Source organism: Kitasatospora sp. NPDC057015 (assembly GCF_042673745.1).
GTDB lineage: Bacteria > Actinomycetota > Actinomycetes > Streptomycetales > Streptomycetaceae > Kitasatospora.
Genome location: NZ_JBHUSG010000043.1, coordinates 45266 through 68391 on the forward strand (window position 1 = coordinate 45266; position 23126 = coordinate 68391).

Annotated in this window: 16 protein-coding genes; 13 read left to right on the plus strand and 3 right to left on the minus strand. The window is 76.3% G+C overall.

The genetic code is table 11. The features are described from left to right. The first annotated feature begins 125 nt into the window (after positions 1-125). The 5 genes from ACFTWP_RS31255 to ACFTWP_RS31275 all read left to right on the plus strand — a co-directional run bounded on the left by ACFTWP_RS31255 (position 126) and on the right by ACFTWP_RS31275 (position 6485). Entirely contained in the window at positions 126-920 is a 795-nt protein-coding gene (locus ACFTWP_RS31255) for a TetR/AcrR family transcriptional regulator (RefSeq protein ID WP_380268314.1), read from the plus strand. A gap of 271 nt (positions 921-1191) precedes the next feature. Then, positions 1192-1527, plus strand: a complete 336-nt coding sequence (locus ACFTWP_RS31260; protein WP_380268315.1) for a hypothetical protein — start codon at positions 1192-1194, stop codon at positions 1525-1527. A gap of 202 nt (positions 1528-1729) precedes the next feature. Then, positions 1730-3391, plus strand: coding sequence for a family 20 glycosylhydrolase (locus ACFTWP_RS31265; protein ID WP_380268316.1), 1662 nt, complete (start codon positions 1730-1732; stop codon positions 3389-3391). 261 nt (positions 3392-3652) lie between these two features. Further along, complete coding sequence (locus ACFTWP_RS31270; protein ID WP_380268317.1) at positions 3653-4729, plus strand: class I SAM-dependent methyltransferase; 1077 nt, start codon at positions 3653-3655, stop codon at positions 4727-4729. A gap of 169 nt (positions 4730-4898) precedes the next feature. Further along, positions 4899-6485: a M1 family metallopeptidase gene (locus tag ACFTWP_RS31275; RefSeq protein ID WP_380268318.1), complete on the plus strand. Its 1587-nt coding sequence runs from the start codon at positions 4899-4901 to the stop codon at positions 6483-6485. A 66-nt stretch (positions 6486-6551) separates the two neighbouring features. On the opposite strand, the gene ACFTWP_RS31280 is transcribed toward ACFTWP_RS31275, so the two are convergent. Together ACFTWP_RS31280 and ACFTWP_RS31285 are read right to left on the minus strand one after the other, a co-directional pair. Beyond that, positions 6552-7373, minus strand: a complete 822-nt coding sequence (locus ACFTWP_RS31280) for a class I SAM-dependent methyltransferase (protein ID WP_380268319.1) — start codon at positions 7371-7373, stop codon at positions 6552-6554. Between the two features lie 245 nt (positions 7374-7618). After that, positions 7619-9130 (minus strand): esterase/lipase family protein, encoded by a 1512-nt coding sequence (locus tag ACFTWP_RS31285; protein WP_380268320.1) that lies wholly within the window; start codon positions 9128-9130, stop codon positions 7619-7621. 595 nt (positions 9131-9725) lie between these two features. Here ACFTWP_RS31285 and ACFTWP_RS31290 point away from each other — a divergent pair. Then, positions 9726-11147 (plus strand): KamA family radical SAM protein, encoded by a 1422-nt coding sequence (locus ACFTWP_RS31290; RefSeq protein ID WP_380268321.1) that lies wholly within the window; start codon positions 9726-9728, stop codon positions 11145-11147. On the opposite strand, the gene ACFTWP_RS31295 is transcribed toward ACFTWP_RS31290, so the two are convergent. Continuing rightward, on the minus strand, positions 11096-15841 hold the full coding sequence (locus ACFTWP_RS31295; protein WP_380268322.1) for a HEAT repeat domain-containing protein: 4746 nt from the start codon (positions 15839-15841) through the stop codon (positions 11096-11098). The two genes, ACFTWP_RS31290 and ACFTWP_RS31295, sit on opposite strands and share 52 nt — an antisense overlap. A gap of 442 nt (positions 15842-16283) precedes the next feature. On the opposite strand from ACFTWP_RS31295, the gene ACFTWP_RS31300 reads away from it, so the two are divergent. The 7 genes from ACFTWP_RS31300 to ACFTWP_RS31330 all read left to right on the plus strand — a co-directional run bounded on the left by ACFTWP_RS31300 (position 16284) and on the right by ACFTWP_RS31330 (position 23032). Beyond that, positions 16284-16559, plus strand: a complete 276-nt coding sequence (locus ACFTWP_RS31300) for a hypothetical protein (protein WP_380268323.1) — start codon at positions 16284-16286, stop codon at positions 16557-16559. After that, positions 16556-16831: a hypothetical protein gene (locus tag ACFTWP_RS31305; protein WP_380268324.1), complete on the plus strand. Its 276-nt coding sequence runs from the start codon at positions 16556-16558 to the stop codon at positions 16829-16831. The genes ACFTWP_RS31300 and ACFTWP_RS31305 overlap by 4 nt, the downstream gene beginning before the upstream one ends. 287 nt (positions 16832-17118) lie before the next feature. Next, complete coding sequence (locus ACFTWP_RS31310; protein ID WP_380268325.1) at positions 17119-17619, plus strand: hypothetical protein; 501 nt, start codon at positions 17119-17121, stop codon at positions 17617-17619. Continuing rightward, a complete protein-coding gene (locus ACFTWP_RS31315; protein WP_380268326.1) occupies positions 17616-19493 on the plus strand; it encodes an FAD-dependent oxidoreductase in 1878 nt (625 codons plus the stop codon). Before ACFTWP_RS31310 ends, ACFTWP_RS31315 begins: the two co-directional genes overlap by 4 nt. Further along, a complete protein-coding gene (locus tag ACFTWP_RS31320; protein WP_380268327.1) occupies positions 19490-20458 on the plus strand; it encodes a hypothetical protein in 969 nt (322 codons plus the stop codon). Before ACFTWP_RS31315 ends, ACFTWP_RS31320 begins: the two co-directional genes overlap by 4 nt. A 159-nt stretch (positions 20459-20617) precedes the next feature. Next, positions 20618-21568, plus strand: coding sequence for a hypothetical protein (locus tag ACFTWP_RS31325; RefSeq protein WP_380268328.1), 951 nt, complete (start codon positions 20618-20620; stop codon positions 21566-21568). A 378-nt stretch (positions 21569-21946) separates the two neighbouring features. Beyond that, positions 21947-23032, plus strand: a complete 1086-nt coding sequence (locus ACFTWP_RS31330) for an AMP-binding protein (protein WP_380268329.1) — start codon at positions 21947-21949, stop codon at positions 23030-23032. Positions 23033-23126 lie beyond the last annotated feature (94 nt).

Below are 23126 nucleotides of genomic sequence, written 5' to 3' on the forward strand. Positions count from 1 at the left end.
GACGAGAGTGGCGGACGGCGGGCACACGTGTCAAGAACACTGTGCTCGTTCATCAACGGTGTTCTTCTTCGGATACGACGTTCTCCGATGTTGCGGGTGTTCTCGTCGACTGCCAGGATGGGCGCATGCCCACCGCCCCCAGAACCCTCACCGCCCGTGAGCGGGCCCGCATCGAGTTCACCCGGGACATCAAGGAGGCGGCCCGCCGGCAGCTCGCCGAGCACGGGCCCGCGGGAATCTCGCTGCGCGGGGTCGCCCGCGACATCGGACTGGTGTCGGCCTCCGCGCTGTACCGGTACTTCCCCGGGCGGGACGCCCTGCTCACCGCGCTCATCGCGGACGGCTACGACTCGCTCGGTGACGCCGCCGACGCGGCCGCCGAGGCCGCGGACGCGCAGGGCCACCTCGACCGGTGGGTGGCCGTCTGCCACGCCGTGCGCGACTGGGCCCTCGCCCATCCGCACGAGTACGCGCTGATCCACGGCTCGCCGGTGCCCGGTTACACCGCGCCCGAGGACACCAGGGAGCCGGGCACCCGTGTGCCGTTCCTGATCGGCGGCCTCTTCGCCCGGGCCGCGCAGGACGGCGCCTACCACCCCCTCGACGGTCTCCCCGTGCCGGCGGACGCGCACCGGGCGCTGGCCCCGCTGCTCGGCCGGCTGCCCGAGGGGATCCCCGACGACCTGGTGATCGCCGGTCTGACGGCCTGGACGTACCTCTTCGGCGCCGTCTCCTTCGAGGTCTTCGGGCACCGCGCCGCGATCGTCGCGGACCACCGGGCCTACTACGACCACGAGGTGCGGCGGCTGGGCATCCTCGTCGGGCTCGGCCCGGCGCCCGCGGCCGGGGCGCGGCCGACGACGACCGGGGCCGGGGCGGACGGCGCTGCGCCCCCGCCGGCGCAGGACGCGACGGGCTGACCGGGCAGCGGCCCCGGAGACGGTGGCCGCTCCGTCGGCACTCGGCACTCGGCATTCGGCGGACGCGGGCCGGCACTCAGGTCGGGGGTGGACCGGACCCGCCGTCAGAGAGCCCTTGTGCGGGCGGCATTCCAGGATCGACCGCTGCGGTCGACAGGTACGGGAATTGCAGCTAAACCACCCGAAATGGTGAAAGAGAAGAACCGTTTCGCCAGAATTCCGGCACCTAGGGTGAATCTGCACCGCACCACTGCGAAAAGGACCACCTCTCATGCGTCTCCGCAACGCCGCGATCGCCGCCGCCAGCGCCGTCACCCTCGTGCTGGCCGTCCCGGGCTCCGCGACCGCCAGCTTCGGCGAGTTCCGCTACACCTACCGCGACGCCGGCGACCAGCGGAGCGGACGGCTGGTCGGCCCGCCGAGCGGAGTCTGCGTCAACCTGCCGGAGGCCAGCGACGAGGAACCGGCCTACGCGCCGGGCAACCGGACGGTCTCGACCGCCACGGCCTTCCTCGACTTCGACTGCGCGGGCGAGCGCTCCCACGTGCTCAGGCCGGGTGCCGGTGCCCCGGAGCGGCTCGCGGTCCGCTCGGTGATCTTCTCCTGACCGCGGGGCGCGTACTGCTCGCGCCGCGCACGACGGCCCCGGCCGCTCCCGGCTCGGCGGGGGAGCGCGACCGGGGGCGCGGATCCGGGGGAGGGCCGCCGAGCGGTCGCCTCCGCACAGGTTCCGCACATTTTCCACCGACCGGCGCACAGCCGACGTGCGGACTGCGACACTGTCGAAACCCGGGGCGGCCCCGGGTGCCATGGCAGCGGGAGTGTTCGTGCGGATCGGGCGGGCGCAGCTCAGCTCCCGGAACAGTCGGGTCGTCCTCGTCGTTGCGGTGCTGGCCCTGGTGGCGGCCGGTCTCGGCATCCAGCGCGCACTCGGCGACGACCCGGGCGGGCCGGGCGCGGGTGCCGGGAGCGCCCGCCCGACCGGCCACCGGCTGGTCGTCCCCGCGCCGTTGACCGCCACCGACGGAACCGGCGCCGGCTACACCCTCACCGTGCGGACCACCGTCCGTACGGCGGAGGGGGCCCCCGAGGTCCGGCGGATCGCCGAGCAGCTCGCGGCCGGCCTGCGCCGCTCCACCGGGCTGCCGCTGCCGGTCGGCGCGGCCGACGGCGCCCGCGGCGGCATCGAACTGGCGCTGGACCCGCAACTGCCCGCGGAGACCGGCCCCGAGGGCTACCGGCTCTGGGCCGACGGCGAGGGCGTGCGGATCACCGCCCGGACGGAGGAGGGGCTCTACCGGGGCACCCAGACGCTCCGCCAGCTGCTCCCGGCCGCGGTCGAGAGCCGCGCCCCGGCCACCGCCGACTGGACGGTCGCGCCGGTCACCGTCACCGACCGCCCGCGCTACCCCTACCGCGGCGCGATGCTCGACGTGGCCCGGCACTTCTTCTCCGTGGACGAGGTCAAGGCGTACGTGGACCGGCTGTCCCTGTACAAGTTCAACCACCTGCACCTGCACCTGACCGACGACCAGGGCTGGCGCCTGGCCGTGCCCGGCCGGCCGGCGCTGACGGCGATCGGCGCGGCCACCGAGATCGGGGGCACCCCCGGCGGCTTCTACACCGAGACCGACTACCGGGAGATCGTCCGTTACGCGCAGGAGCGCTACCTGACGGTCGTCCCCGAGGTCGACCTGCCCGGCCACACCAACGCGGCCCTCACCGCCTACCCCGAACTCGACTGCTCGGGCGGGCCCGCGCCGCAGCCCTACTTCGGCAACGCGGTCGGCTTCAGCCTGATCTGCCCCACCGACGAGCGCACCTACGCCTTCACCGGCGAGGTGATCGCCTACCTGGCCTCGATCACCCCCGGGCCGTACCTGCACATCGGCGGCGACGAGGTGAAGACCCTCGCGCCGGCCGGCTACCAGGAGTTCGTCCGCCGGGTGGCGGCGCAGGTCCGGGCCGCGGGCAAGGTCCCGTTCGGCTGGAACCAGGCGGCCCCGGTCGGCGGCCGGGAGGGCGTGGGGCTGCTGGAGTTCTGGAGTACGGACGGAGCGAGCGCGGCCGAGATGGCGGCGGCCGTGGGGCGCGGCGCGCAGGTGGTCATGGCGCCCGCGGGCCGGGCCTACCTCGACATGAAGTACGACAGCGCCACCGCACTGGGGGTGCGCTGGGCGGGCACCGTGAGCGTGAGCAACGCCTACTCGTGGGACCCGGACACCGAGCTGGCGCTCCCGGCCGGCGCGGTCGCCGGGATCGAGGCACCGCTCTGGACCGAGACCCTGCCCGGCCTGGCCGAGGTCGACCTGATGGCCCTGCCCCGGCTGCCCGCGCTCGCCGAGATCGGCTGGTCGGCGCAGTCCGCGCGCGACTGGGAGGGCTTCCGGCTCCGGCTGGCCGGCCAGGGCCCGCGCTGGGAGGCGGCCGGCTTCGGCTTCTCCCGGCGCCCGGAGATCCCCTGGCCGTAGCGGTGGCCGTGGGTGTGGTCGCGGCTACGGTCCCCGTCTCCCCCGCCTCCCCCGTCTCCCGAGCCTCCCGGCCCCCGGCTCCCCGGCTCCCGGCCTCCCGGCCTCCCGCGCCGGCGGGCCGGGCCCCTCGGCGTCGGCGTAGCGTGGTCGGGAGAGAGAAAAGCCGGATCGACGCTCCGCCGAGCCTGCCCCCGGGTGGCCGCAGGACCCGCCTCCCCCTCGCGGCCCGACGGCTCGGGCCGGTCGGTCCTAGGAGGAGCGATGACCGTACGGGAGCTGGACCAGGCGAAGCAGGAGGCCTTCGCGGGACGGATGGTGCAGGTGCTGAACGACGCCTGCCTGGCCCTGATGTGCAGCCTGGGCCATCAGGGCGGGCTGTTCGACACCATGGCGGGCCTACCGCCGTCCACCTCGGAGGAGATCGCGGCCGCTACCGGGCTGCAGGAGCGCTACGTACGGGAGTGGCTGGGCGCCATGGTGGTCGGCGCCATGGTGGAGTACGAGCCCGGGGCCCGGACGTACCGGCTGCCGGCCGAGCACGCGGCCTCGCTCACCCGGGCGGCGGGGCCGGACAACCTGGCCGCTCTGATGCAGGACTTCGCGATGATGGGCGAGGTGGAGCAGCGGGTGCTGGACGCGTTCCGCAACGGCGGCGGAGTGCCGTACTCCGCGTACCCGAAGTTCCAGGAGCTGCAGGCGGAGGAGTCCTCCCGGGTCTACGACGTGGCGCTGGTGGAGAGCATCGTCCCGGTGGTGCCCGGGCTGTCCGAGCGGCTGGTGGAGGGCATCGACGCGATCGACATCGGGACGGGCCAGGGCCATGCGGTCAACGTCCTCGCCAAGGCCTATCCAGGGAGCCGGTTCCGCGGGCTGGACATCTCGGAGGAGGGCGTCGCGGCCGGCCGGGCGGAGGCGGCCGCGCTGGGCCTGCACAACGCCTCCTTCGAGGTCGGCGACTCGGCGGAGCTGTCCGGTGCCTACGACCTGATCACCGCCTTCGACGTGATCCACGACCTGGCCCGGCCGACCCGCACGCTCGCCGCCGTCTCGGCCGCGCTGCGCCCGGGCGGGGTGTTCCTGATGGGGGACGTCGCGGCCTCCAGCAAGCTGGAGGAGAACATCGAGAACCCGTTGGCACCCACCCTCTACACCTTCTCGGTCTTCTACTGCATGACCGTCTCGCTGGCCCAGGGCGGCGAGGGGCTGGGGACGGTCTGGGGTGAGCAGACGGCGCGGCGGATGCTCGCCGAGGCGGGGTTCACCCGGGTGGACACCCAGCAGGTGGAGGGCGACATCCTGAACATCTACTACGTGGCGCGGCGCGATGACGCGGCATGACGGACCATGGCAGCACATGGTGGCGCGTGACAGGGCATGACGGGGCATGACGGCGCAATAATTATCATGAACATTTCATAGCGGGCGAATGGAGTGCTGCCCGCCGGGACAGGACGGAAGGCAGACCTGACGTCAGGTCACCCCGTCCCAGCGATCCTGGAGGACACACGTGCGCAAGAGGCTGATCGTCTCTGCCGCCGGCGCCGCCGCCCTGCTGCTCGCCGTACCCGCCGCCGCCGCGCCGGCCGCCCCCGGCGCGCCCGGCATCGGCGACCCGTACTACCCGACGTACGGGAACGGCGGCTACGACGTGTCGCACTACGACATCCGGCTGACCTACCAGCCGGCCACCGACCGGCTGGAGGGCACCACCACCATCCTGGCCACCGCCACCCAGGACCTCACCCGCTTCAACCTCGACTTCGCCCTGGACGTCAGCCAGGTGCTCGTCAACGGCCGCCCGGCCGCCTACGCCGCCACCGGCGAGCAGGAGCTGGAGATCACCCCGGCCGTGCCGCTCGCCAAGGGCGCGGCGGCCACCGTCGTCGTCCGGTACGCCGGCACGCCGTCGCAGGAGTCCCGGTACGGGTTCACCGCCTGGCTGCGCACCCCGGACGGCGGGATCGCCGCGGGGGAGCCGGAGTCGGCCTGGTGGTGGTTCCCGAGCAACGACCACCCCGCCGACAAGGCCACCTTCGACGTCTCCGTCCAAGTCCCGGACGGCACCCAGGCGATCAGCAACGGCACCCTCGTCTCGCAGACCTCCCGGCTCGGCTGGACGCGCTACAACTGGCGCCAGAACAAGCCCCAGGCGACCTACCTGACCACCCTCGCCGTCGGCCGGTTCGAGCTCAGCACCGACACCACGCCCGGCGGTCTGCCCGTGCTCAACGCCTACAGCAAGGACCTCGGCGACAACGCCGGCGCCGCCCGCGCCAGCGTCCAGCGCACCGGCGAGGTGGTCGACTGGCTGAGCGGCTGGTTCGGCCCGTACCCGTTCGGTTCGGCCGGCGGCTACGTCCCCAACGTCACCACCGGGTACGCGCTGGAGACCCAGGGGCGGGTCTTCTACAGCCCCCGGCAGTTCGCCGCCGGGTCCAACACCTCCGTGGTCGTCCACGAGCTGGCCCACCAGTGGTACGGCGACAGCGTCTCGCTGGAGCGGTGGAGCGACATCTGGCTCAACGAGGGCTTCGCCCGCTACGCGCAGTGGCTCTGGTCCGAGCACGAGAACGAGGGCACGGCCCAGGAGATCGCCGACTACGTCTACGCCCTGCACCCCGCCGGCGACGCCTTCTGGAACGTCAAGCCCGGTGACCCGGGCCCGGACCGGCAGTTCGACGCCGCCGTCTACGACCGGGGCGCGCTCACCGTCCAGGCGCTGCGCAACGCCGTCGGGGAGGACGCCTTCCGGCGGATCCTGCGGGACTGGCCGACCGAGCACCGGTACGGCAACGCGACCATCGCGGAGTTCCAGCGGTTCGCCGAGCGGATCGCCGGGAAGCCGCTGGGGGACCTGCTGAACACCTGGCTCTACACGGCGGGCCGGCCGGCCGCCGCGCCGTCGCCCGCGCCGTCTACCTCGCCGGCGCAGGCGGGCGCGGTGCCGCCCGCCGCGGGTGCTCCGAGTGCCGGGGGTGGTGCGTCCGCCGCCGCGGCCCGGCCCTCGGCGGACGGGGTGCCGGAGCCGCGGTCCTGGAAGCAGATCCGGGCCACCGACGGAGTCCACGACCACGCGGAGCGGCACACCCGATAGACGCTCCCGGCCGCCCGGTGACGGTCCGTCGACTCGGCGGCCCGCCACGGCCGAGCGGCCCGCCGCTCACGCCGTGGCGGGCCGCTCGGCCGTCACCAGGTAGTAGTCGAGCAGCCCCTCCCGCCAGGCGGCCAGGAAGTTGCGGGCCCAGTGCCCCGGCGGCACCGCGCCGCCCGCGAGGTAGCGGTCGAAGCCGGGCCAGACCGCCGGGCCGATCGAGCGTACGGCGGGGGCGGCGAACCCGGCGGCCTCCAGGGCCGTGGCGAAGCCCGTGATCGGGTGCGGTACGTCCAGCCCGTCGGCGAAGCTGGCCAGCAGTTCGCGCAGCGGGCCGGCCGCGGCGGGCCCGCTGGTGAAGAAGGTCGTCACCACCAGCCGCCCGCCCGGCCGGAGCACCCGGGCCGCCTCGCGGGCGAAGCCCGGCAGTTCGGGGAAGTGCTGGGCCGCCTCCACCGAGTACACGCCGTCCAGGGCGCCGTCCGCGAACGGCAGCCGGTCGGCGGCGCCGATCGTGTAACCGAGGCGGTCCGGCGAGGCCGCGAGCGCCCCGGCGTTGGCCTCCCGCGCCCGGGCCACCTGCTCGGGGTGGATGTCGACGCCCGTGACGGCCGCGAAGTCCAGTTCTCCCACCGCGAGCGCGCAGCCCAGCCCGCGCCCGCAGCCCACCTCGGCCAGCCGGCTCGCCGGCGGGTGCGGGAACTCGGCCAGCACCCGCCGGTACAGCGCCTGCTGGCTGCGCACCCGGTCGGCCCGGGTCGGCGTGCCGGCCGCATCGAAGCCGCTCCAGTCCCCGAAGTTGATGTACCCACCGGCGAAGGAGGCCGCCGTGCTGAGGTCCTCCGGCCCGTAGACCCGTCGCACCGCCGGCGGAATCGCGTCCTGGCTCACCCGTACTCCGATCCTCGTCACCGCTCGGGCCCCTAGCCCGTCCGAGAGGAGTACGTACCCGTCCGGACACTCCCGCGACACCACCCCGGGCGAGCCTTCACCGGCGGGCGGCAGCGGCCCGGCCGGTCCGCGGGGGTCGCGGCGCCGGTGGCGCCGGGGCGGGGGCGGCCCGGCGGCCCGGCGAGGCGGGCGGGAGCGCGGCCCGGCCGGGCGGGGTGCCGCGCCGGCCGGGGAGCGGCGGGGTGTCAGTTCCAGGCGGAGACGGACAGGCGCAGGCGGGCGTCCGGGCCCAGGATCGGGCAGGTGGTGGACGGCAGCCGGATGTGTGCCAGCCAGGCGCCGGCCGCCGGGTCCTCGTCGCCGATCGGCGCACCGGTGGGCCGGTGGTCCCGGATCGCGCCCCGGCTGACGGAGTTCCAGGCGGCCCAGGTCGCCGGGCGGCCGGCGTCGTCGGTCCCGACGTCGATGATCAGGATGTCGTCGAAGTCGGCGGCCTGCTCCAGGTGGTCCAGGAACCGGAACAGCCCGTGGTGCTGGCGCAGCGAGAGCAGGCGCAGGTGCAGCGCGTAGCGCAGAGTGTCGGCGCCCTCCGGCCGGGACAGCCCGGTGGACAGGAAGGTGCTGGTCAGCGGGACGTCCACGGTGGCGCCCCCGGCGGTGGGCGGCAGCTGGATCGGGCACCAGTGGGCGGCCACCTGCTCGTGGGTCACCACCACCAGCCCGCGGACCGACAGCTTCACCTCCGCCTGCCAGCGGACGTCCTCCTCGGCGGTCACGTCGAGTCCGGTCAGGGCGGCGTCGACCCTGAGGTCGCCGAACAGGAAGCGGCGCAGGTTCTGGTACCCCTCCTCGGAGTTGACCAGACCGTAGCGGCCGCTGTGGCTGCGGTGCACGTAGGCGCGGTGGGCCCCGGGCACCTGGGCGTTCTCGATCCGGACGAGGCCGTCGCTGCTCGCCCCGACCGCTGCGGCGGACAGGCCGTGGGCGACGTCGTAGTCCGTCGGGTCGGTCCCCACCAGGCAGAAGACCCGCTCGCGGGGGAACGCGTCGGGGCCGTCCGGCATCTCCCGGGCGTGCCAGTCCTCCCCGGGTCCGTCCGGGTCGAGCTGCGCCCGGGGGGTGAGGTACTCGTACATCCGGTGCGGGCCGAAGACGTCGGACCCGTCCACCCCGAGGGTGTCCCGGACCTTCTCGAAGAGTCCGAGGCCGACGTCGAAGGTGATCCCGCCGTGCGGCGTGCCGTAGGTGAAGAGCTTGTCGACGTAGTCGCCGGGCCGGCGGCCGGGCCGCTCGTCCGGAATGGTCTTCTGCAGCAGGCAGCGGGCGATCAGGCCGCCCATCGAGTGCGCCACCAGGTGCACCCGTGGCGCCCCCGTCCGCTCCTGGAGCTTCTCGATGAGTGCCAGCAGGTCGAGGGCGGCGGCCTCCAGCCGGTACTGCTGCGGCTTGTCGCCCCAGGTCCCCGAGGAGGTGTCGTAGAAGCGGTGGATCCAGATGCTCTCCGGCGGGATGTCGTGGTGGCTGTCGAGGTAGGCCATCTGACCGCCGTCCACCAGGATCTGGTAGCCCTCGTCCAGGTGCAGGCGCAGCAGCGGACTCTCGAACTGGTAGAAGACCGGGGCGTCGTCGAAGCCGACCCGGACGTGGGTCGAGCCCTCGTTGAACCCGTAGAACGGGTCGGTCACGGCCTGCTCGATGCCGGAGGTGCCCCCGGCGTAGCCGCGGATGTACACGATGGGGAGCCTGGCGCCGGGCATGGTCAGGACCCCCCGTCGCGCGGCCCGCCGCCGGTCGGGCCGGTGCCCGTGGGCGCGGCGGTCGGCTGCTCGGTCGGCCGCTGCGGCGCGGGTAAGACGGTGCCGGCGCCGGGACTGCGAGACTCGGCGCGGGCGGCCGGGACCGCCGCCGGATTCGGTGCGACTCGCCGTTCCATGGCGTGCCTTCTCTCCGCGGCCGGCCCGCCGGGGCGCCCGCCGCTCCGCGTTGGCGTTCGCTCCCTTCCAGTGTGGGAGTGCGGCCACGGCTTGTCGCGCGCAGCGTGGTGTGTGGTGCGCGCAGCGTGGCGTGTGGCGTGTGGCGTGTGGCGTGTGGCGTGTGGCGTGTGGCGTGTGGTGCGTGGGTTGTGGCGTGTGGCGTGTCGTGTGTGGAGGTCCGCGCACTGGGGGAAAGGTCACACCCACGCCGTTCGCCCGCCGGCACACCGCCGGAGGGGAGAGGATTCCCGGGGCGCGGCGGGCTCCGACGGTCGGCCGCGCAGGCGGGACGGCGCCGCATCCACGGGGCCGGGCGGGCCCGGCCCCCGGGAAGGGTGACCGATCCCGGCGTGCCGGGCCGAACCAGGGAGCGACGCCGATGACCGCGTACCCGGACCAGCACCCGACAGCGCGGCCGGCGCCGACCCCGGGCCGACGCGCGGCCGGCGGCGACGAGCGCCCCCGGCTGCGTGCGGTACCGGGCCGGCGCCTCTCCGGGCTGCCCCAACTGGCGAACGCCGGCCAGGAACTGAGGGACCAGCTGGACGTCGTCGCCGCCGTGCTGCCGTTCAAGGTGAACACCTACGTGGTCGAACAGCTCATCGACTGGAGCCGGGTGCCGGACGATCCGCTCTACCGGCTGACCTTCCCGCACCGGGACATGCTCCCCGCCGCCGTGTTCGACACCGTCGCCCGGCTGATCGCCCAGCGGGCGCCGAAGGACAGGATGGCCGCCGCCGTCACCGCGGCCCGCCGAGCGCTCAATCCCCACCCCGGAGAGCAGTTGTCGGCCAACGTCCCGACCCTGGAGGGTCGACCCGTCGACGGGCTGCAGCACAAGTACCGCGAGACGGTGCTGCTCTTCCCGGCCCAGGGCCAGACCTGCCACGCCTACTGCGGATACTGCTTCCGCTGGGCCCAGTTCGTCGGCGACGGCGACCTCAGGCAGTCACTGGCCGGGCCGGACCGCGCCGTCGCCTACCTCAAGGGTCGGCCCGAGGTCTCGGACGTGCTGTTCACCGGCGGCGACCCGATGATCATGTCGACCGCCCGGCTCGCCGAGTACGTGGACCCCCTGCTCGCGCCGGAGTTGGGGCACCTGCGGTCCATCCGCTTCGGCACCAAGGCGCTCGCGTACTGGCCCTACCGCTTCACCACCGACCCGGACGCCGACGACCTGCTACGGCTGCTCGAACGCTGCGTCCGTGCCGGCCGGCACGTGGCCGTGATGGCACACGTCAGCCACGTCCGCGAACTGGAGACCGACGCCGCCCGGGCGGCCGTCGCCCGGATCCGCGCCACCGGAGCCGTGATCCGCGCCCAGGCGCCCCTGGTGCGGCACGTCAACGACCGGCCGCAGGACTGGGCCGCGATGTGGCGGGCCATGGTGTCCCTCGGGATCGTCCCGTACTACATGTTCGTCGAGCGGGACACCGGCGCGAACGCCTACTTCGAGGTGCCGCTGGCCCGGGCGCTCACCGTCCATCAGGAGGCCGTCCGGCAGGTGTCCGGGCTCGAACGCACCGCCCGGGGGCCCGTGATGTCGGCCTCGCCGGGCAAGGTCTGCCTCGACGGCACCGCCCGGATCAACGGGGAGGACGTCTTCGTCTGCCGCTTCCTCCAGGCCCGCGAGCCGGAGCGGGTGGGCCGGCCCTTCTTCGCCCGCTACGACGCCGCTGCCACCTGGTACGACCAACTGCGCCCCGCCTCCTTCGAACAGCACCCCTGGTTCGCCTCATCCGGTTCGCCTCACCCGGGCGGGCCGGAGTCGGCGGCGATCCGGTCGAGGACCTCCGTGTAGTGCCACCGCCGGTCCGGGCGGGCGCGGTCGGCGGCACGCCGGAGCGAGGGGACGGCCGGCGCACCGGCCTCGGCCAGCCCGTCGGCGGCGGCCCGGCGGACGACGGGGTGCGGATGCTCCAGCAGACCGGTGACCGTCGGCAGGGCCGGGCGCCAACCCGCCCGGCAGAGCGTGCGGATGGCCATCCGCACCACGTCGGGCTGCGGATCGTCCAGCAGGGTCGCGGTGTGCCCGAGGTGGGTGGGTCGGTCGAACACGGCGCGTGAGGTGCGGTGCGCGTGCAGGCGCACGCCGGCCTTCGGATGCCGCAGCAGCCCGGCGATCAGGTCCCGCAGTTCCTCGTCCCGGCCGCCCCGGGGGCCGCCCGGCAGCTCGGCCAGCCGGGTGAGCGAGCGGCGGATCTGCTCCGCGCCGCCGGTGCGGGCCGACTCCAGCAGCTCCTGCCGGGACTGCGGCCGTGGCGGCGGGCGGCGGGCCGGCGCGGGTACCTCCGGCGCCGCTGCCAGGGCGTCCTCCCGACTCGCGTCGGCGCCGTGCAGCGGGCCGTCGACGAGCCGCAGCGTCGCCGCGAGGTCCTCCCGGCCCTCGGTCAGCAGCCGCTGCCGGATCCGCGTCAGCGCGGGGGTGCGCAGCAGGGGGCGGCCCGCCAGCAGGTCGAGGTAGCCCCAGGCGCCGGCCTCCAGCCGGCTCTCCAGCTGCGCGGCCAGGACGTCGGCGGGGGCGTGCCGCAGGGCCCGGGCCAGGGTCTGCCGGGCGGCCGGTGGGTCCTGCTCCCACCACTCCAGCAGGAGGGGGAGCAGCGGCGCCGCGTCCCCCGGCGCCAGTCGCAGGGCGGCCAGGGCCACCCGCTCGTGCCGGATGCCGCCGGCCCGCAGCTCCGGTTCGCTGAGCGCGCCGAGCCCGGTCGACGTGTCGAACCCGGTCGAGGCGTCGGGCCCGTGGGCCGGTGCGAGGCCGGGCGGACCCTCGATCCGCCCCCGCAGGTAGGCCCGGAGCACGGCCAGCCGGGTGGCGGGCTCGGGCCAGGGCAGCAGCGCCAGCGCCGCGGCCTCCCGGCGGTCGGCGGCGGGCGAGTCCAGCAGGGTGAGCAGGCGTTCGCGCAGCGCCGCCGAGCGGGGCTGGTCGAGGTCGCCGGTCCGTACGGCCCGCGGTGCGGGGGCCTCGGCTCGGGAGTTCTCGGCGAGCGTCCAGGCCGGTGCGCCGAGCGGCTGCAGCGCCGTCATCCAGTCCAGCAGCGCCGCCCTCACCTCCTGACCGGCCGGGTGGTACACCTCGATCAGCGCGTCGAGCAGCTCGCGCGAGCCGGGAACGCCGGCGGCCCGGACGGCCGCTACCGCCTCGAAGGACCCGCGGAACCGGGCGAAGCCGCCGGGGGTGCGGACGGCGGTCGCCAGCCGGGACCGCCAGCCCTGCGCCGCCGTGGTGTCCGCGCCGCGGGGCGCGGGGAGTGGCCGGGGCCGGCCGTCCGCCGGGATCAGCGGCGCCGGCAGGCCCGGCCGGGGGAGGCCGAACGCCTCGCGCAGCACGGCGGGTTCGGCGGCCCACGGGTCGGCGCCGAGCCGGGCCGAGGCGAGGGCCCGCTCGACGTCGGCGCGGACGAGCACGGCTCCGCAGCGGCGCAGCAGCGCCGTCGTCGCCGGCCCGTCCGCCGGCCCGTCCGACGCGGTGGGCGGCAGGGCGCGGACGGCCCGGACCACGGCCTGCGCCTGCACCGGCGACAACCGCGGAGCGAGGGCGTCGAGCACGGCGAGCAGCCGCGCGCGGTCCTCGCCGGCGGCGTCCGCCAGCCCGTCGAGCAGGATCGTCGCGGTGCCCGCGAAGTGCGCCAACTCCCCGTCCGTCCACGGGGAGGGGCAGATCCGCAGGGCCAGCCGCAGGACCGGTGCGCGGAGCGCCGCCCGGGATTCGGCCAGCCGCAACCAGTCGGCCAGCAGGGGCCGCAGCCGCGCGGCGTCGGCCGGGTCCGGCGCCTCGGGTGCGGTGGCGAGTCGGACGGCGACCGCGGCGTCCCACCCCGCCGTCGCCAGCGACCGGACGGCCGCGTCCGCCCTGGTGCCCGGGGGCGGGCCGCCGGGCAGGTCGACGCCGTGCCGTTCCAGCGCCGGTGCGAGCTCCGCCACCGTGCCGGCGGCGAGCCCGACCCGTCCGGCGGCGACCAGGCCGAGCAGCGCCGGTACGACCGGCGAGCCCTGTTCGTCCAGGGCGCGGACGGCACGGGCCGTCAGTTCACCGTCGAGGGCCGCCAGCAGGAGTTCGCAGGACCGCACCTCACCGCTCTGCTCGGCGGCGGCCAGCAGGGTGGCCGGGTGCGCCTCGCCCAGCACGGCCCGCAGCGCCCGGTCCAGCAGGCCGCGCAGGCCGGGGTTGTCGCTGCGCCCCAGGTGCCGGAGCAGGGCCGGTACGGTGGCGGGCGTGCCGGTGCGCGCGAGTGCCTCGGCGGCGGTCTTGCGCACGTTCATGGCGGGGTGGTCGAGGCAGGCCGCGACGGCCTCCCCGGCCCAGTGGGCCCGGGCGTGGCCGAGGGCGAGCAGCGCCTGCCGCACGGTCTGGACGTCGGCCGCGGTGGTCAGGGTGATGAGGGTCGCGGACAGGGCCCGGGCGTCCTCGCCGCCGGCGCCCCGGGCGAGCAGGGCGATCACGTGCTTGCGGACGTGCCGGTCGCGGTGGCGCAGCAGCCGGTGCACCCGGGGGCGGGTGTCCGGGGAGGGCGCTCGCAGCAGCAGCTCCAGCAGGACGGCCTGTTCGGCGTCCGGGAGCCCGGGCCGGTCCAGCAGGTCGAGCGCGAGGGAGGCGACCAGGGCGTGGCCGGCCGCCGTCGCGTCCGGTGCGTCGAGCAGGCAGACCGGCCTGATCCGGCGGCGTGCGTACAGGCGGGCGCCCAGCGCCCGTACGGCGTCCAGGACTTCCTCCGGCACCGCCGGTTCGCCGGCCGGCCGGCCGCCGCCCGGGAGCGCCGGGCCGGCGTCGGCCTCGGGCTCCCGGGCGGCGGCCAGCTCGGCCACCACGCGCAGCAGCAGCGCGCCCACGGCGGGCAGGGTGGCGGCGTCGCCGTGCGCCGCCAGCCGGCACAGGGCCGCGGCCGGGTCGCCGAAGTCCAGGTGGGAGCGGAGGAGGGCGAGTTCCCGCTCGTCCGGCCCGCCGAGGTCGGCCGCTATCCGGGTGGGCAGGTCGAGCGGGTTCAGCCGGTCCAGCAGGTCGCCGCGGCCGGCGGCGTCCTCGGTGAGGTGCCAGAGCAGCTCCAGGGCCTGATGGCGGACGGCACGCAGCGGCGGCGCGATCACCCCCGCGTTGCCCTCCCCGGTGAGGCCGAGGCCCGCTCGCAGGGCCGCCGCCGTCCGGGGCCCGCCGACCGCCGCCAGGGCGTCGAGGGCCGCGGTGGGGGCGGCGGGCAGGGCGTCCAGGACGGCGGACTCGGCGCCCGGATCGCGCAGCGCCCGGATCGCGCGCAGGAACGGCACGGGGTCGGGCGCGGTCGGCAGCAGGCGGGCGACGGCCTCGCCGACCGGCAGTTCGGCGGCCCCCTGGCCGGCGAGGGCCACCAGGAGGTCGAGCCGCCGGGGCCAGCTCGGATCGTCGGCGGGTGCGTCCAGCAGTCGTTGGAACACCACCCTGCGACAGGTGTACAGGACGGTGGCGACCTCCCGGGCCGGCACGCCGTGGTCGGCCAGGGCCAGGCCGAGCACCGCGGGCACGTCGGAGGCCGCGGGGAAGTGCCCGCGCCGGTGCAGTCCGAGCAGGCAGCTCACGGCCGGTCCGCCCAGCAGCAGCGGGTCGCGCGCGGCGAGGGCGGTCAGGGCGGCGATGTCGGTGCGCTCGGCCAGGCCGCCCAGCAGCTCCAGCGCGCTGCGCCGCAGCCCCGGGGGCAGCGCCTCGTCCTCGGCGGCCCGCCGCAGCAGGTCGGCGTGGCCGTGCCGGGCGGCGGCAGCCAGCGCCGCCTCGGCGGGATCGGGGGCACCTGCTGCGGCCTGCGGGGCGCCGAGGGTGAGGAAGGGGGCGATCAGGGCGGCCGGCAGCCTGGCCGGTGCGGCCCAGGGTTCGGCGAGCGCGGCCAGCGCCCCGGCGGCCGTCGCACCGTCACCGGAGCCGAGCAGACCGGTGAGCAGCCCGCGGACCACGGCGGGCGCCAGCAGTCCGGCGTGCAGTCCCCGGCGGGCCAGCCGCAGGGCGGCGGCGTGCAGGGCACCGTCCTCGCCGGCCGCCAGTTCGGCCACCAGCAGCTCGGGCCGCAGGGCCGCGGCGACGTCGAGCTCCCGGACGGCCTGCTGGAGCAACTCGCCCCGGGGCTCCCGCCGCAGCGCCGTCGGGTCGGCCAGCAGTTCGGTGGCCAGCCAGGCGATCCGGACCGGAGCCGGCAGGTCGGCAGTCCGCCACTGCGGCCGGGGTCGTCCGCGCAACCACGGCGCCAGCCGCCGGTGGAGGCCGGCCAGCAGCAGTGCGGCCTCGGGCGGGCCGGTGGGTGAGTCCGGCAGCAGGGCGGCGAGCCCGGACAGCTCCTGCGGGTCGGCGGGGTGGTCGCCCGCCAGTCGTTCGGTGAGCAGGGCCAGCCCGAACTGCCCTACCTGGCCGTCCTCGTGCCGGAGGACCAGGCCGAGGGTGGCGGGCGGACAGTCCCGGGCGTCGAGCAGTTCGGCGAGGCGGCCGGTGTCGGCTCGGTGCAGCGCGTCGGTCAGGGCTTCGTTCGCCGGGGTGGTCACGGTCGGATGGTAGGCCGGGGATTCTCGGCCCCACCAGCGGAATTCGCCGGTGCGGGGGCGGAGCGGGGGCGGTGCGGGGCGGCGCGGCGGGTGGGGCCGCGCCCGACCGGTTCCGGTAAGTGTGCCTCCGGAAGTGTTGGACGGGTGATGGTTGGGGTACCAACAGGAGGACGCCGGGCGCGAGCTCCCCGGCGTCGCCGGCTCGCAACTCCGCGCTCCAGGGGTGCGGATCCGCGTTCGCCCGTCCCCCAGCCCCTCCCAGCACCGCCGCCCGCGCCGGGCCGTGTCCGGCGCGGTCGCCGGTCTGTCGTCGGACCCGGGCCGTCGGTTCTCCGGGCCGACGCACCGTCACCCTCTACGCCGACGCACCGTCACCCTCCGCGCCGCGACGCACTGTCGTGCCCGCGCGTTCCGCGCCCGTCCCGCCGAACGGAGAATCCGCATGTCGGACGCCACCCGCCGCACCGCCCGCACGGTGCTGCAGTCCATTCTCGCCCTGTCCGCCGGGCTCCCGCTGCTGATAGACGAGGCCGGCCTGTCACGCGCGCTGCCCGTGGTCGGCGTCGCGCTCACCGTGGCCACCGTGGTGACCAGGGTGATGGCCCTGCCGGCCGTCGACCGCGCGCTGCCGTCCTGGTTGCGGGCCGCCGACCCGTCACCGGTGCTGCCGGCGGCGGCGCCACCGCCGGACCCGACGGCGCCGCCGGAGGAGCGGTGACCCACGGTGACCCGGACGGCCAGCCGGGTCTGGGGGTCGAGGTGGCGGTCAAGCTGGAGCACATCCGCGGCATCATGGAGACCGGATTCGCGCGGCTCAACGGCCGGCTCGACGTGGTCTCCACCCGGATCGCCCAGCTGGAGGACGAGGTCGCCACCCTGCGGGAGGAGATGGAGGCGGTCCAACGCTCGCGCTGGCCGCTGCCCTCGCTGGCCGCGCTGACGGGTATCGGTGCGCTGGTCCTCTCCGTCGTGGTCTACCTGCGCCGGTGAGCAGGCCGGGCCGGGGTGGCGCCGGGGGGTGACGGTCCGTCTTCGCGATCCCGGCGGGGTGCAGTCCGGTCCGGTTCGGCCGGGCGGGGCGTCCGTGCGGCGCGGGGCGGGCCGACCCGCCGTCGGGGCTCGGGGGCGTGCGCCGGCGCGTGCGGTCGCCCGCGCGCGCGTGGAGGCCGCCGAGTGATCCCGTCGGACCGCACGTGTACGCATGAGTGCGGGGCGGGGGAGGAAGGATCCCGGGCGGCATCAGCGGCATGCGCATGACGATCGCCTGGAGGCGTGTCTTGACGACCACCGACGAGTTTCTCCACCTCTCGGCCGAGCTGACCGGATTCGGTGTCGAGGAGCTGTCCGCGACCGGACTGGCCGAGACCTACCGCGCACTGGTCGAGGGCGCCGACCCGCACGCCCTCGACCGGCTCCGATCGGCGGTGGCCCGCACGGCCGGCCACCCGCCGGACTTCCCCGACGAGGCGGTCCGGGAGCTGGCCAGGACCCTGGTCCAGCTCTGGTACCTGGGTTCCCTGCCCGGCCCGCCGCCCGGGCAGGGAGCGCCGGCGCCGGCCGGCCTCCCCACCGTGGTCTCCGCCCGGGCCTACGCCGAGGGGCTCGTCTGGCGGACCTTCGGCGCCCGCGCGCCGGGGACGGCCGCCCCGGGGCACGGCAGTTGGAGCCTGCCCCCGGACACCGGTCCGCGGCGCCCCACCGGCCGACCGGACCTGCCCGCCGCCGGGCCCCGCGAACCGGCTGGCGCGCCGGCCGGCGCCCGGACGGGCCGGCGGTGAGCCCGCCGACCACCGGGCCGTGGGACGTCATCGTGGTCGGAGCCGGGTTCGCCGGCTCCCTGGTCGCCCGGGACCTCGGCGCGCGCGGCTGGCGGGTCCTCGTCCTGGAGGCCGGACGCGGTGGGGCCGACGACGCCGGCCGGGGGCAGGCGGACGCCCTGGCGGCCTACCGGGTCGCCCCCGCCAAGGTCCCGAACTCGCCCTACCCGGTCAGCGCCGCGGCGCCCTCGCCGGACGTCCTCGACCTCACCGGCCGCCCCGACGGCGGCTTCGAGGCGGACGGCTACCTCGTCCAGCGCGGACCCCTGCCCTACGCCAGCGGATACCTGCGGGCCAACGGCGGCACCGGCCTCGCCTGGACGGGACTCACCCCGCGCATGCACCCGGAGGACTTCCGGGCCGGCGACTTCGGCCACGGCCGCAGCTGGCCCCTCGGCTACCGGGACCTGGAGCCGTACTACCGCGCCGCCGAACGCGAGCTCGGCGTGGCGGGCGACGTCGAGGAGCAGCGCGCCGCGGTGGGACTGCCCTTCCCCGACGGCTACCGGTTCCCGAGCCGGGCGATCCCGCGCAGCCACCTGGACACCGTCCTGGCCCGGGCACTGGACGGCCGCCCGGCCCGCGACCCGGCCACGGACGCGCCCACCCCGCTGCGCGTGGTCACCACCCCGCACGCCCGGGGCGGCCGCCCGCACGAGGAGCCCGGCGGCCAAGGCGGTCAGGGGCAGCCCGGGGCACGGCCGCAGGTGTGCGTCGGCCACGCCAGCTGCGTACCGATCTGTCCGTCCGGCGCGAAGTACACCCCGCTGCGGACCCAGGCCCGCTGGGGCCCCTCCGTCCGGCTGGTCACCCGGGCGGTGGTCAGCAAGGTCCGGCTGGCCGGGAACGGGACCGCCACCGGTGTCGAGTACCTGCGCTACCCCGAGGACGGCGGGCCGCGGGGCGCCACCGCGCACACCGCGGACGCCGCACTGGTGGTGCTGGCCGCGCACGCGATCGAGAACGCCAAACTGCTGCTGCTCTCCGGGGCGGCCGGGAGCAGCGGCCAGGTCGGGCGGAACCTGATGGACCACCCGGTGCTGCTCACCTGGGGGCTGATGCCGCAGCAGGTGGGACCGTACCGCGGCCCGGGGTCGACCTCCGGCTTCGAGGACTTCCGGTTCGGCCCGGCCCGGGCGGTGCGGGCCCCGTTCCGGATCGAGATCGGCAACTGGGGGTGGACCTGGGCCCTCGGGCCGCCGGACGGGCGGCTCGCCGAACTGCTGCGCACCGGAGGGCCCGACGGACGGGGCCTGTTCGGCCCGGAGCTGCGCAGGGCGGCCGGCGACCGGTTCGGCCGCGAGGTCGCGTTCCAGTTCGAGATGGAGCAGGACGCCGACCCGGCGAACCGCGTCACCCTCGACCCCCGGCTCCGCGACCCGCTGGGCATCCCGCGGCCCGTCCTGCACTACGACCTGTCGGACTGGGTCAAGCGGGGGATCGCGAGCGCCAAGGCCGTCTCCGACCAGCTCTTCGCCCTGCTCGGCGCCGAGGACCGGACCGGCTTCGAGGCCGGGCCCGCCTGGCCCGGCCGGTTCGAGTACGAGGGCCTGACCTACGGCTACCGCGCGGCCGGCCACGGCGCGGGCACCCACATCATGGGCGACTCGCCCGCGACCTCGGTGGTCGACCAGTGGCAGCGCTGCTGGGACCACCCCAACCTGTACGCCGTCGGCTGCGGCAGCATGCCCACCGTCGCCACCTCCAACCCCTCGCTGACCATGGCCGCCCTCGCCCTGCGCAGCACCGAGCGGATCCACCGGGACCTGCTCACCGGACGCCGGCCCGCCGCCCTGCGGGGCGCCGCCGCACTCGAAGGAGCCGACCGCCCGTGAACCCGCCCGAGCCGCTCGACCCGACCGTCCCCGCGCGTCCCGCGCCGACCCCGACCCCTGGTCCGACCCGCCCGTCGGCCGGGCGCCGGCCCGTGGCCGAGGCACCGGAGCGGCGCCGGGCGCTGCCGCCCGTCCCGGCTCCGTACCAACTGCCCTTCCACTACGGCGCACTGCACACCGTCGGCCTCGACTACCTGGTCGATCCCGAGCCGGTCCGCGAGGTGCTGGCCGAGCACCACCCCGGACTGGCCGCGGCGGACTTCGACGGCCGCGCCTGCGTCTCCCTCAACTACCAGCTGTACTTCGCCCAGTACCCGACCGGCGGCGGGATCACCCAGGAGGTGGAGGTCAACATCATCGCCCACCCGGCGGGTGCCACCGGCCGCCTGCCCGCGATCGGATACCAGCAGTACGCGCGCGGGTTCGACCAGACCAAGCTGCTCGGGATCGCCCGGATCCACGTCCTCTGCGACAACCCGCTCGCGATCGACGCGGGCCGCCGGCTGTACGCCGAACCCAAGTACCCGGGCTGCTTCGAGAGCGTCATGCCCTCCCTCAACGGCCCCGCCGACCAGCGGATCTGGTCGGTCGTCTGCCGACAGGCGGAGCCCGGCGCCGACGGTGGCACCCTGGAACCCGGTGACCGGACGCTGTTCGCCCTGCACGCCGATCTCACCGGCCTCACCCCGGAACCGGTCAACAACACGCCGATCACCGGCTACGGCACCGACCCGCGGGCCGGCCTGCTCGCCGGGCCGATGAACGTCTACCAGCCCTACCAGCACCACGAGATGGACGCCTCGACCGGCGACCGGGTCCGGCTCGTGGTCGCGGACCCGACCAGCGGCGTCGGCCGGCACCTCACCGCCCTGGTCGGCGACGCACCCGCGGCGGGCGTCTGGACCTACCAGTCGGCTCCGGTGGCCGCGCACAACCGGCCCTACTACATCCCGTCCGGAGCCTGACCGGGAGGCGGGTCGGCAGGCGCGCCGGGGCGGCAGGCGGGCCGGGTCGGTGGCCGGGTCGGGACGCGAGGCCCCGTCCGCGACCTGCGGCCCGGGAATGTCGCCCGTCGCCGCGCCCCACCGGTCGATCGGCGGCCGGCCCGAACAGGAGGACGACGGATGGTCGGCTGCGAGACGAGCGGGCGGGCCGTGGCCTGCCACGACCTCGGGACCATCGGCGACCGAACCGACCGGCAGGTCCACCCGGGTGGCGGCAGCGGGCCGGGGAGTCGGCCCGCCGTCGCGGCGGCCAAGGCCGTCGCCTGCCTCGCGCTGCTGCTCGCGGTACCGATCACCGGCGACGTCACCGGCAGTATCACCGGCACGGGCACGGGCACGGGCACCGGCGACGCCGACGGCGCCGGCCGGGGCGGGCCGACCGGGTGGCCCGCCCCGGCAGGAGGAACCGCAGCCGCTCACCGGGTGACCGGCGGGTACACCGATCCGGCGGGCGGGACGCCGGCCGGCGACAGTGGTGACGTGACCCGCCCGGCCGGGCCGTCGGAGCTGCGGTTCGCCGCCCCGGCCACCACGCCCGGGTACCGGGGCCTCGGCACCCTGACCGCCCAGCGCTCGGGCCTGCGCCTGGAGGCCTCCGAGGCACGGGGGACTCAGGAGATCGGCGCGACCCGGGAGTTCGCCGTCGGTCCGGACGCCGAGCGCGAACCCGGTCGAAGGGGCGTCGTCAGCCGGCCCGCCGCCACCACCGGGGACGCCCAGCAGTGGATCCTGCGGCCCGCGGCCGGTGGGGAGGTCGTCCTGCAGTCGGTGGCCTCCGCCGGGTCGGACGGGGCCGGGGTGCTCACCGCCGGGTCGGGCGGCGCGGTGCTGCTCCGGCACGACCGGTCGCCGGCCGGGTGGGAGGACACCGGACAGCTCTGGATCCTCACGGACCGCACCGCCGCCGCGCTCCGACCCGATCCGGTCACCGGGCGGTGGGCCACGGCGTTCAGGATCCGCGCGTACCGCCCGGGCGGCTGCCTGCTCGACGGGGGAGTGGACCGGAGCCCGGCGGTGGGGCCCTGCGCGGACGCCCGGGCCTGGTGGACCGCCCAGGGCTTCTACGGCTGAACCGGCGGAACCGGCTGAACCGACTGAACCGACTGAACCGGCGGAACCGGCGGAACCGGCGGAATCGGCTGAACGGGCGGAACCCCCGGCGGGCTTCGGTAGTTTGTGTGGGTGCCGATCCGTCGCCCCGAGCAGTACCGGTGCTGGGGTGTGCTCGGCTGACAGGTGATGCGAACGCCGGGTTCGGGCGCCGGAATTCGCCCGGTCTTCGCGGCCTGCCGGGCCTGCCGGGCCGGTCGGGCCGACCCCGGGATGGGTAGGACACAGGTGCCCGGGTGATTGGTCCGGGCGCGGCCGGGCATACGCGTCCGAGGGCGCGGGGCGGCGGCCGGGACCGGCTCCCGGCCGTCCGGCCTGGGACCATGAGGGGATTTCAGCATGTACGGGGATGTCATGGACGGGAACGGTGCGGATCTGGTGCACGAGTGCGTCGACCGCCACCTGGAGGCCGGCCTCGGCGCCAGGGTGGCGATCCACTTCGAGGGCGGCCCCGGGGGCGGGCGCTCGCTCACGTACGCCCGTCTCCAGTACGAGGTCGCCCGGGCCGCCGAATCGCTGTCCGGCCTCGGAGTGGGCGCCGGCGACCGGGTGTCGCTCCGGGCGGCGGCGACGCCGGAGACGGTCGTCGCCCTGCTGGCCTGTGCCCGGGTCGGCGCCGACCCCTCGGTGTCGGCCGGCCCGCCCGAGGCGGTGGTGCCCGGCGCCGGCACCGACGGCGGTGACGACGCCCTCGCCGCGCGCAGACGGGAACGGGCGGGCCGGGCCGCCGCCGGATCGGAGGGCTGTCGCTGCGGCGGCACCGAGGTCGAGCCGGCGGCGGAGGACCGGGCCGCGGACGGAACCCTCGCCGGGGCTTCGCGGGCCCGCTCCCTGAGAGTGCGTCGGACCTGCCGGTGCAGATCCGAGCTCGGCCCCACCGCGCGCCGGAACCTCGGTCTGCCCGACCCCGACCCGTCCCGCCACCGCACGGGTGCGGCGCCGCCCGTGCCGCCCGGGGGACACGGCCCCGTCCGGCACGGCTCGGAGTCGGACGTCTACTGGAGCCGGGTCACCGAGGGCTGGGGGAGCGGCCTGCCGGAGGGCGTCCGCGGTCCGCTGACCGCCGGCGCGACCCAGGTGATCCACGCCGGCCGGCAGGACGCCCTCCAGGAGGACGAACTCTGGGCGACCGTCCAGAAGTACCGGGTCAGTGTGCTGTACACCACCCCCGAGGACATCCGGACCCTGATGCTCTGGGGCGACGAGATCTCCGCCCGGTACGACCTGTCGAGCCTGCGCATCCTGGGCACGGTCGGCGCCCGCAGTGGTACCGAGGGCTGGATCTGGTACCGCGACCCCCGCGAGGACACCCCGGCCGGGGCCGCGGACGGGCCGGGCCGGTGGGAACTGCGCACCTGCTCCACCCCGTGGGCCGCACCGACGCCCCAGCGGCGCGGACGGCACCGGCTGTCCGTGGTGCGCTGACCGCCCGCCCGGGGCGTCCGGCGGCGTCGGGACGGCCGCCCCTAGCCGGCCACCGCACGCGCCCCGGCATCCGCATCCTGCCGGCCCCGCGTAC

Bases quoted from the DNA above. Each gene is read 5' to 3' on its own strand.
- ACFTWP_RS31255 (WP_380268314.1), top strand. From the start codon at position 126: ATGCCCACCGCCCCCAGAACCCTCACCGCCCGTGAGCGGGCCCGCATC.
- ACFTWP_RS31260 (WP_380268315.1), top strand. From the start codon at position 1,192: ATGCGTCTCCGCAACGCCGCGATCGCCGCCGCCAGCGCCGTCACCCTC.
- ACFTWP_RS31265 (WP_380268316.1), top strand. From the start codon at position 1,730: ATGGCAGCGGGAGTGTTCGTGCGGATCGGGCGGGCGCAGCTCAGCTCC.
- ACFTWP_RS31270 (WP_380268317.1), top strand. From the start codon at position 3,653: ATGACCGTACGGGAGCTGGACCAGGCGAAGCAGGAGGCCTTCGCGGGA.
- ACFTWP_RS31285 (WP_380268320.1), bottom strand. From the start codon at position 9,130: ATGCCCGGCGCCAGGCTCCCCATCGTGTACATCCGCGGCTACGCCGGG.
- ACFTWP_RS31290 (WP_380268321.1), top strand. From the start codon at position 9,726: ATGACCGCGTACCCGGACCAGCACCCGACAGCGCGGCCGGCGCCGACC.
- ACFTWP_RS31300 (WP_380268323.1), top strand. From the start codon at position 16,284: ATGTCGGACGCCACCCGCCGCACCGCCCGCACGGTGCTGCAGTCCATT.
- ACFTWP_RS31325 (WP_380268328.1), top strand. From the start codon at position 20,618: ATGGTCGGCTGCGAGACGAGCGGGCGGGCCGTGGCCTGCCACGACCTC.
- ACFTWP_RS31330 (WP_380268329.1), top strand. From the start codon at position 21,947: ATGTACGGGGATGTCATGGACGGGAACGGTGCGGATCTGGTGCACGAG.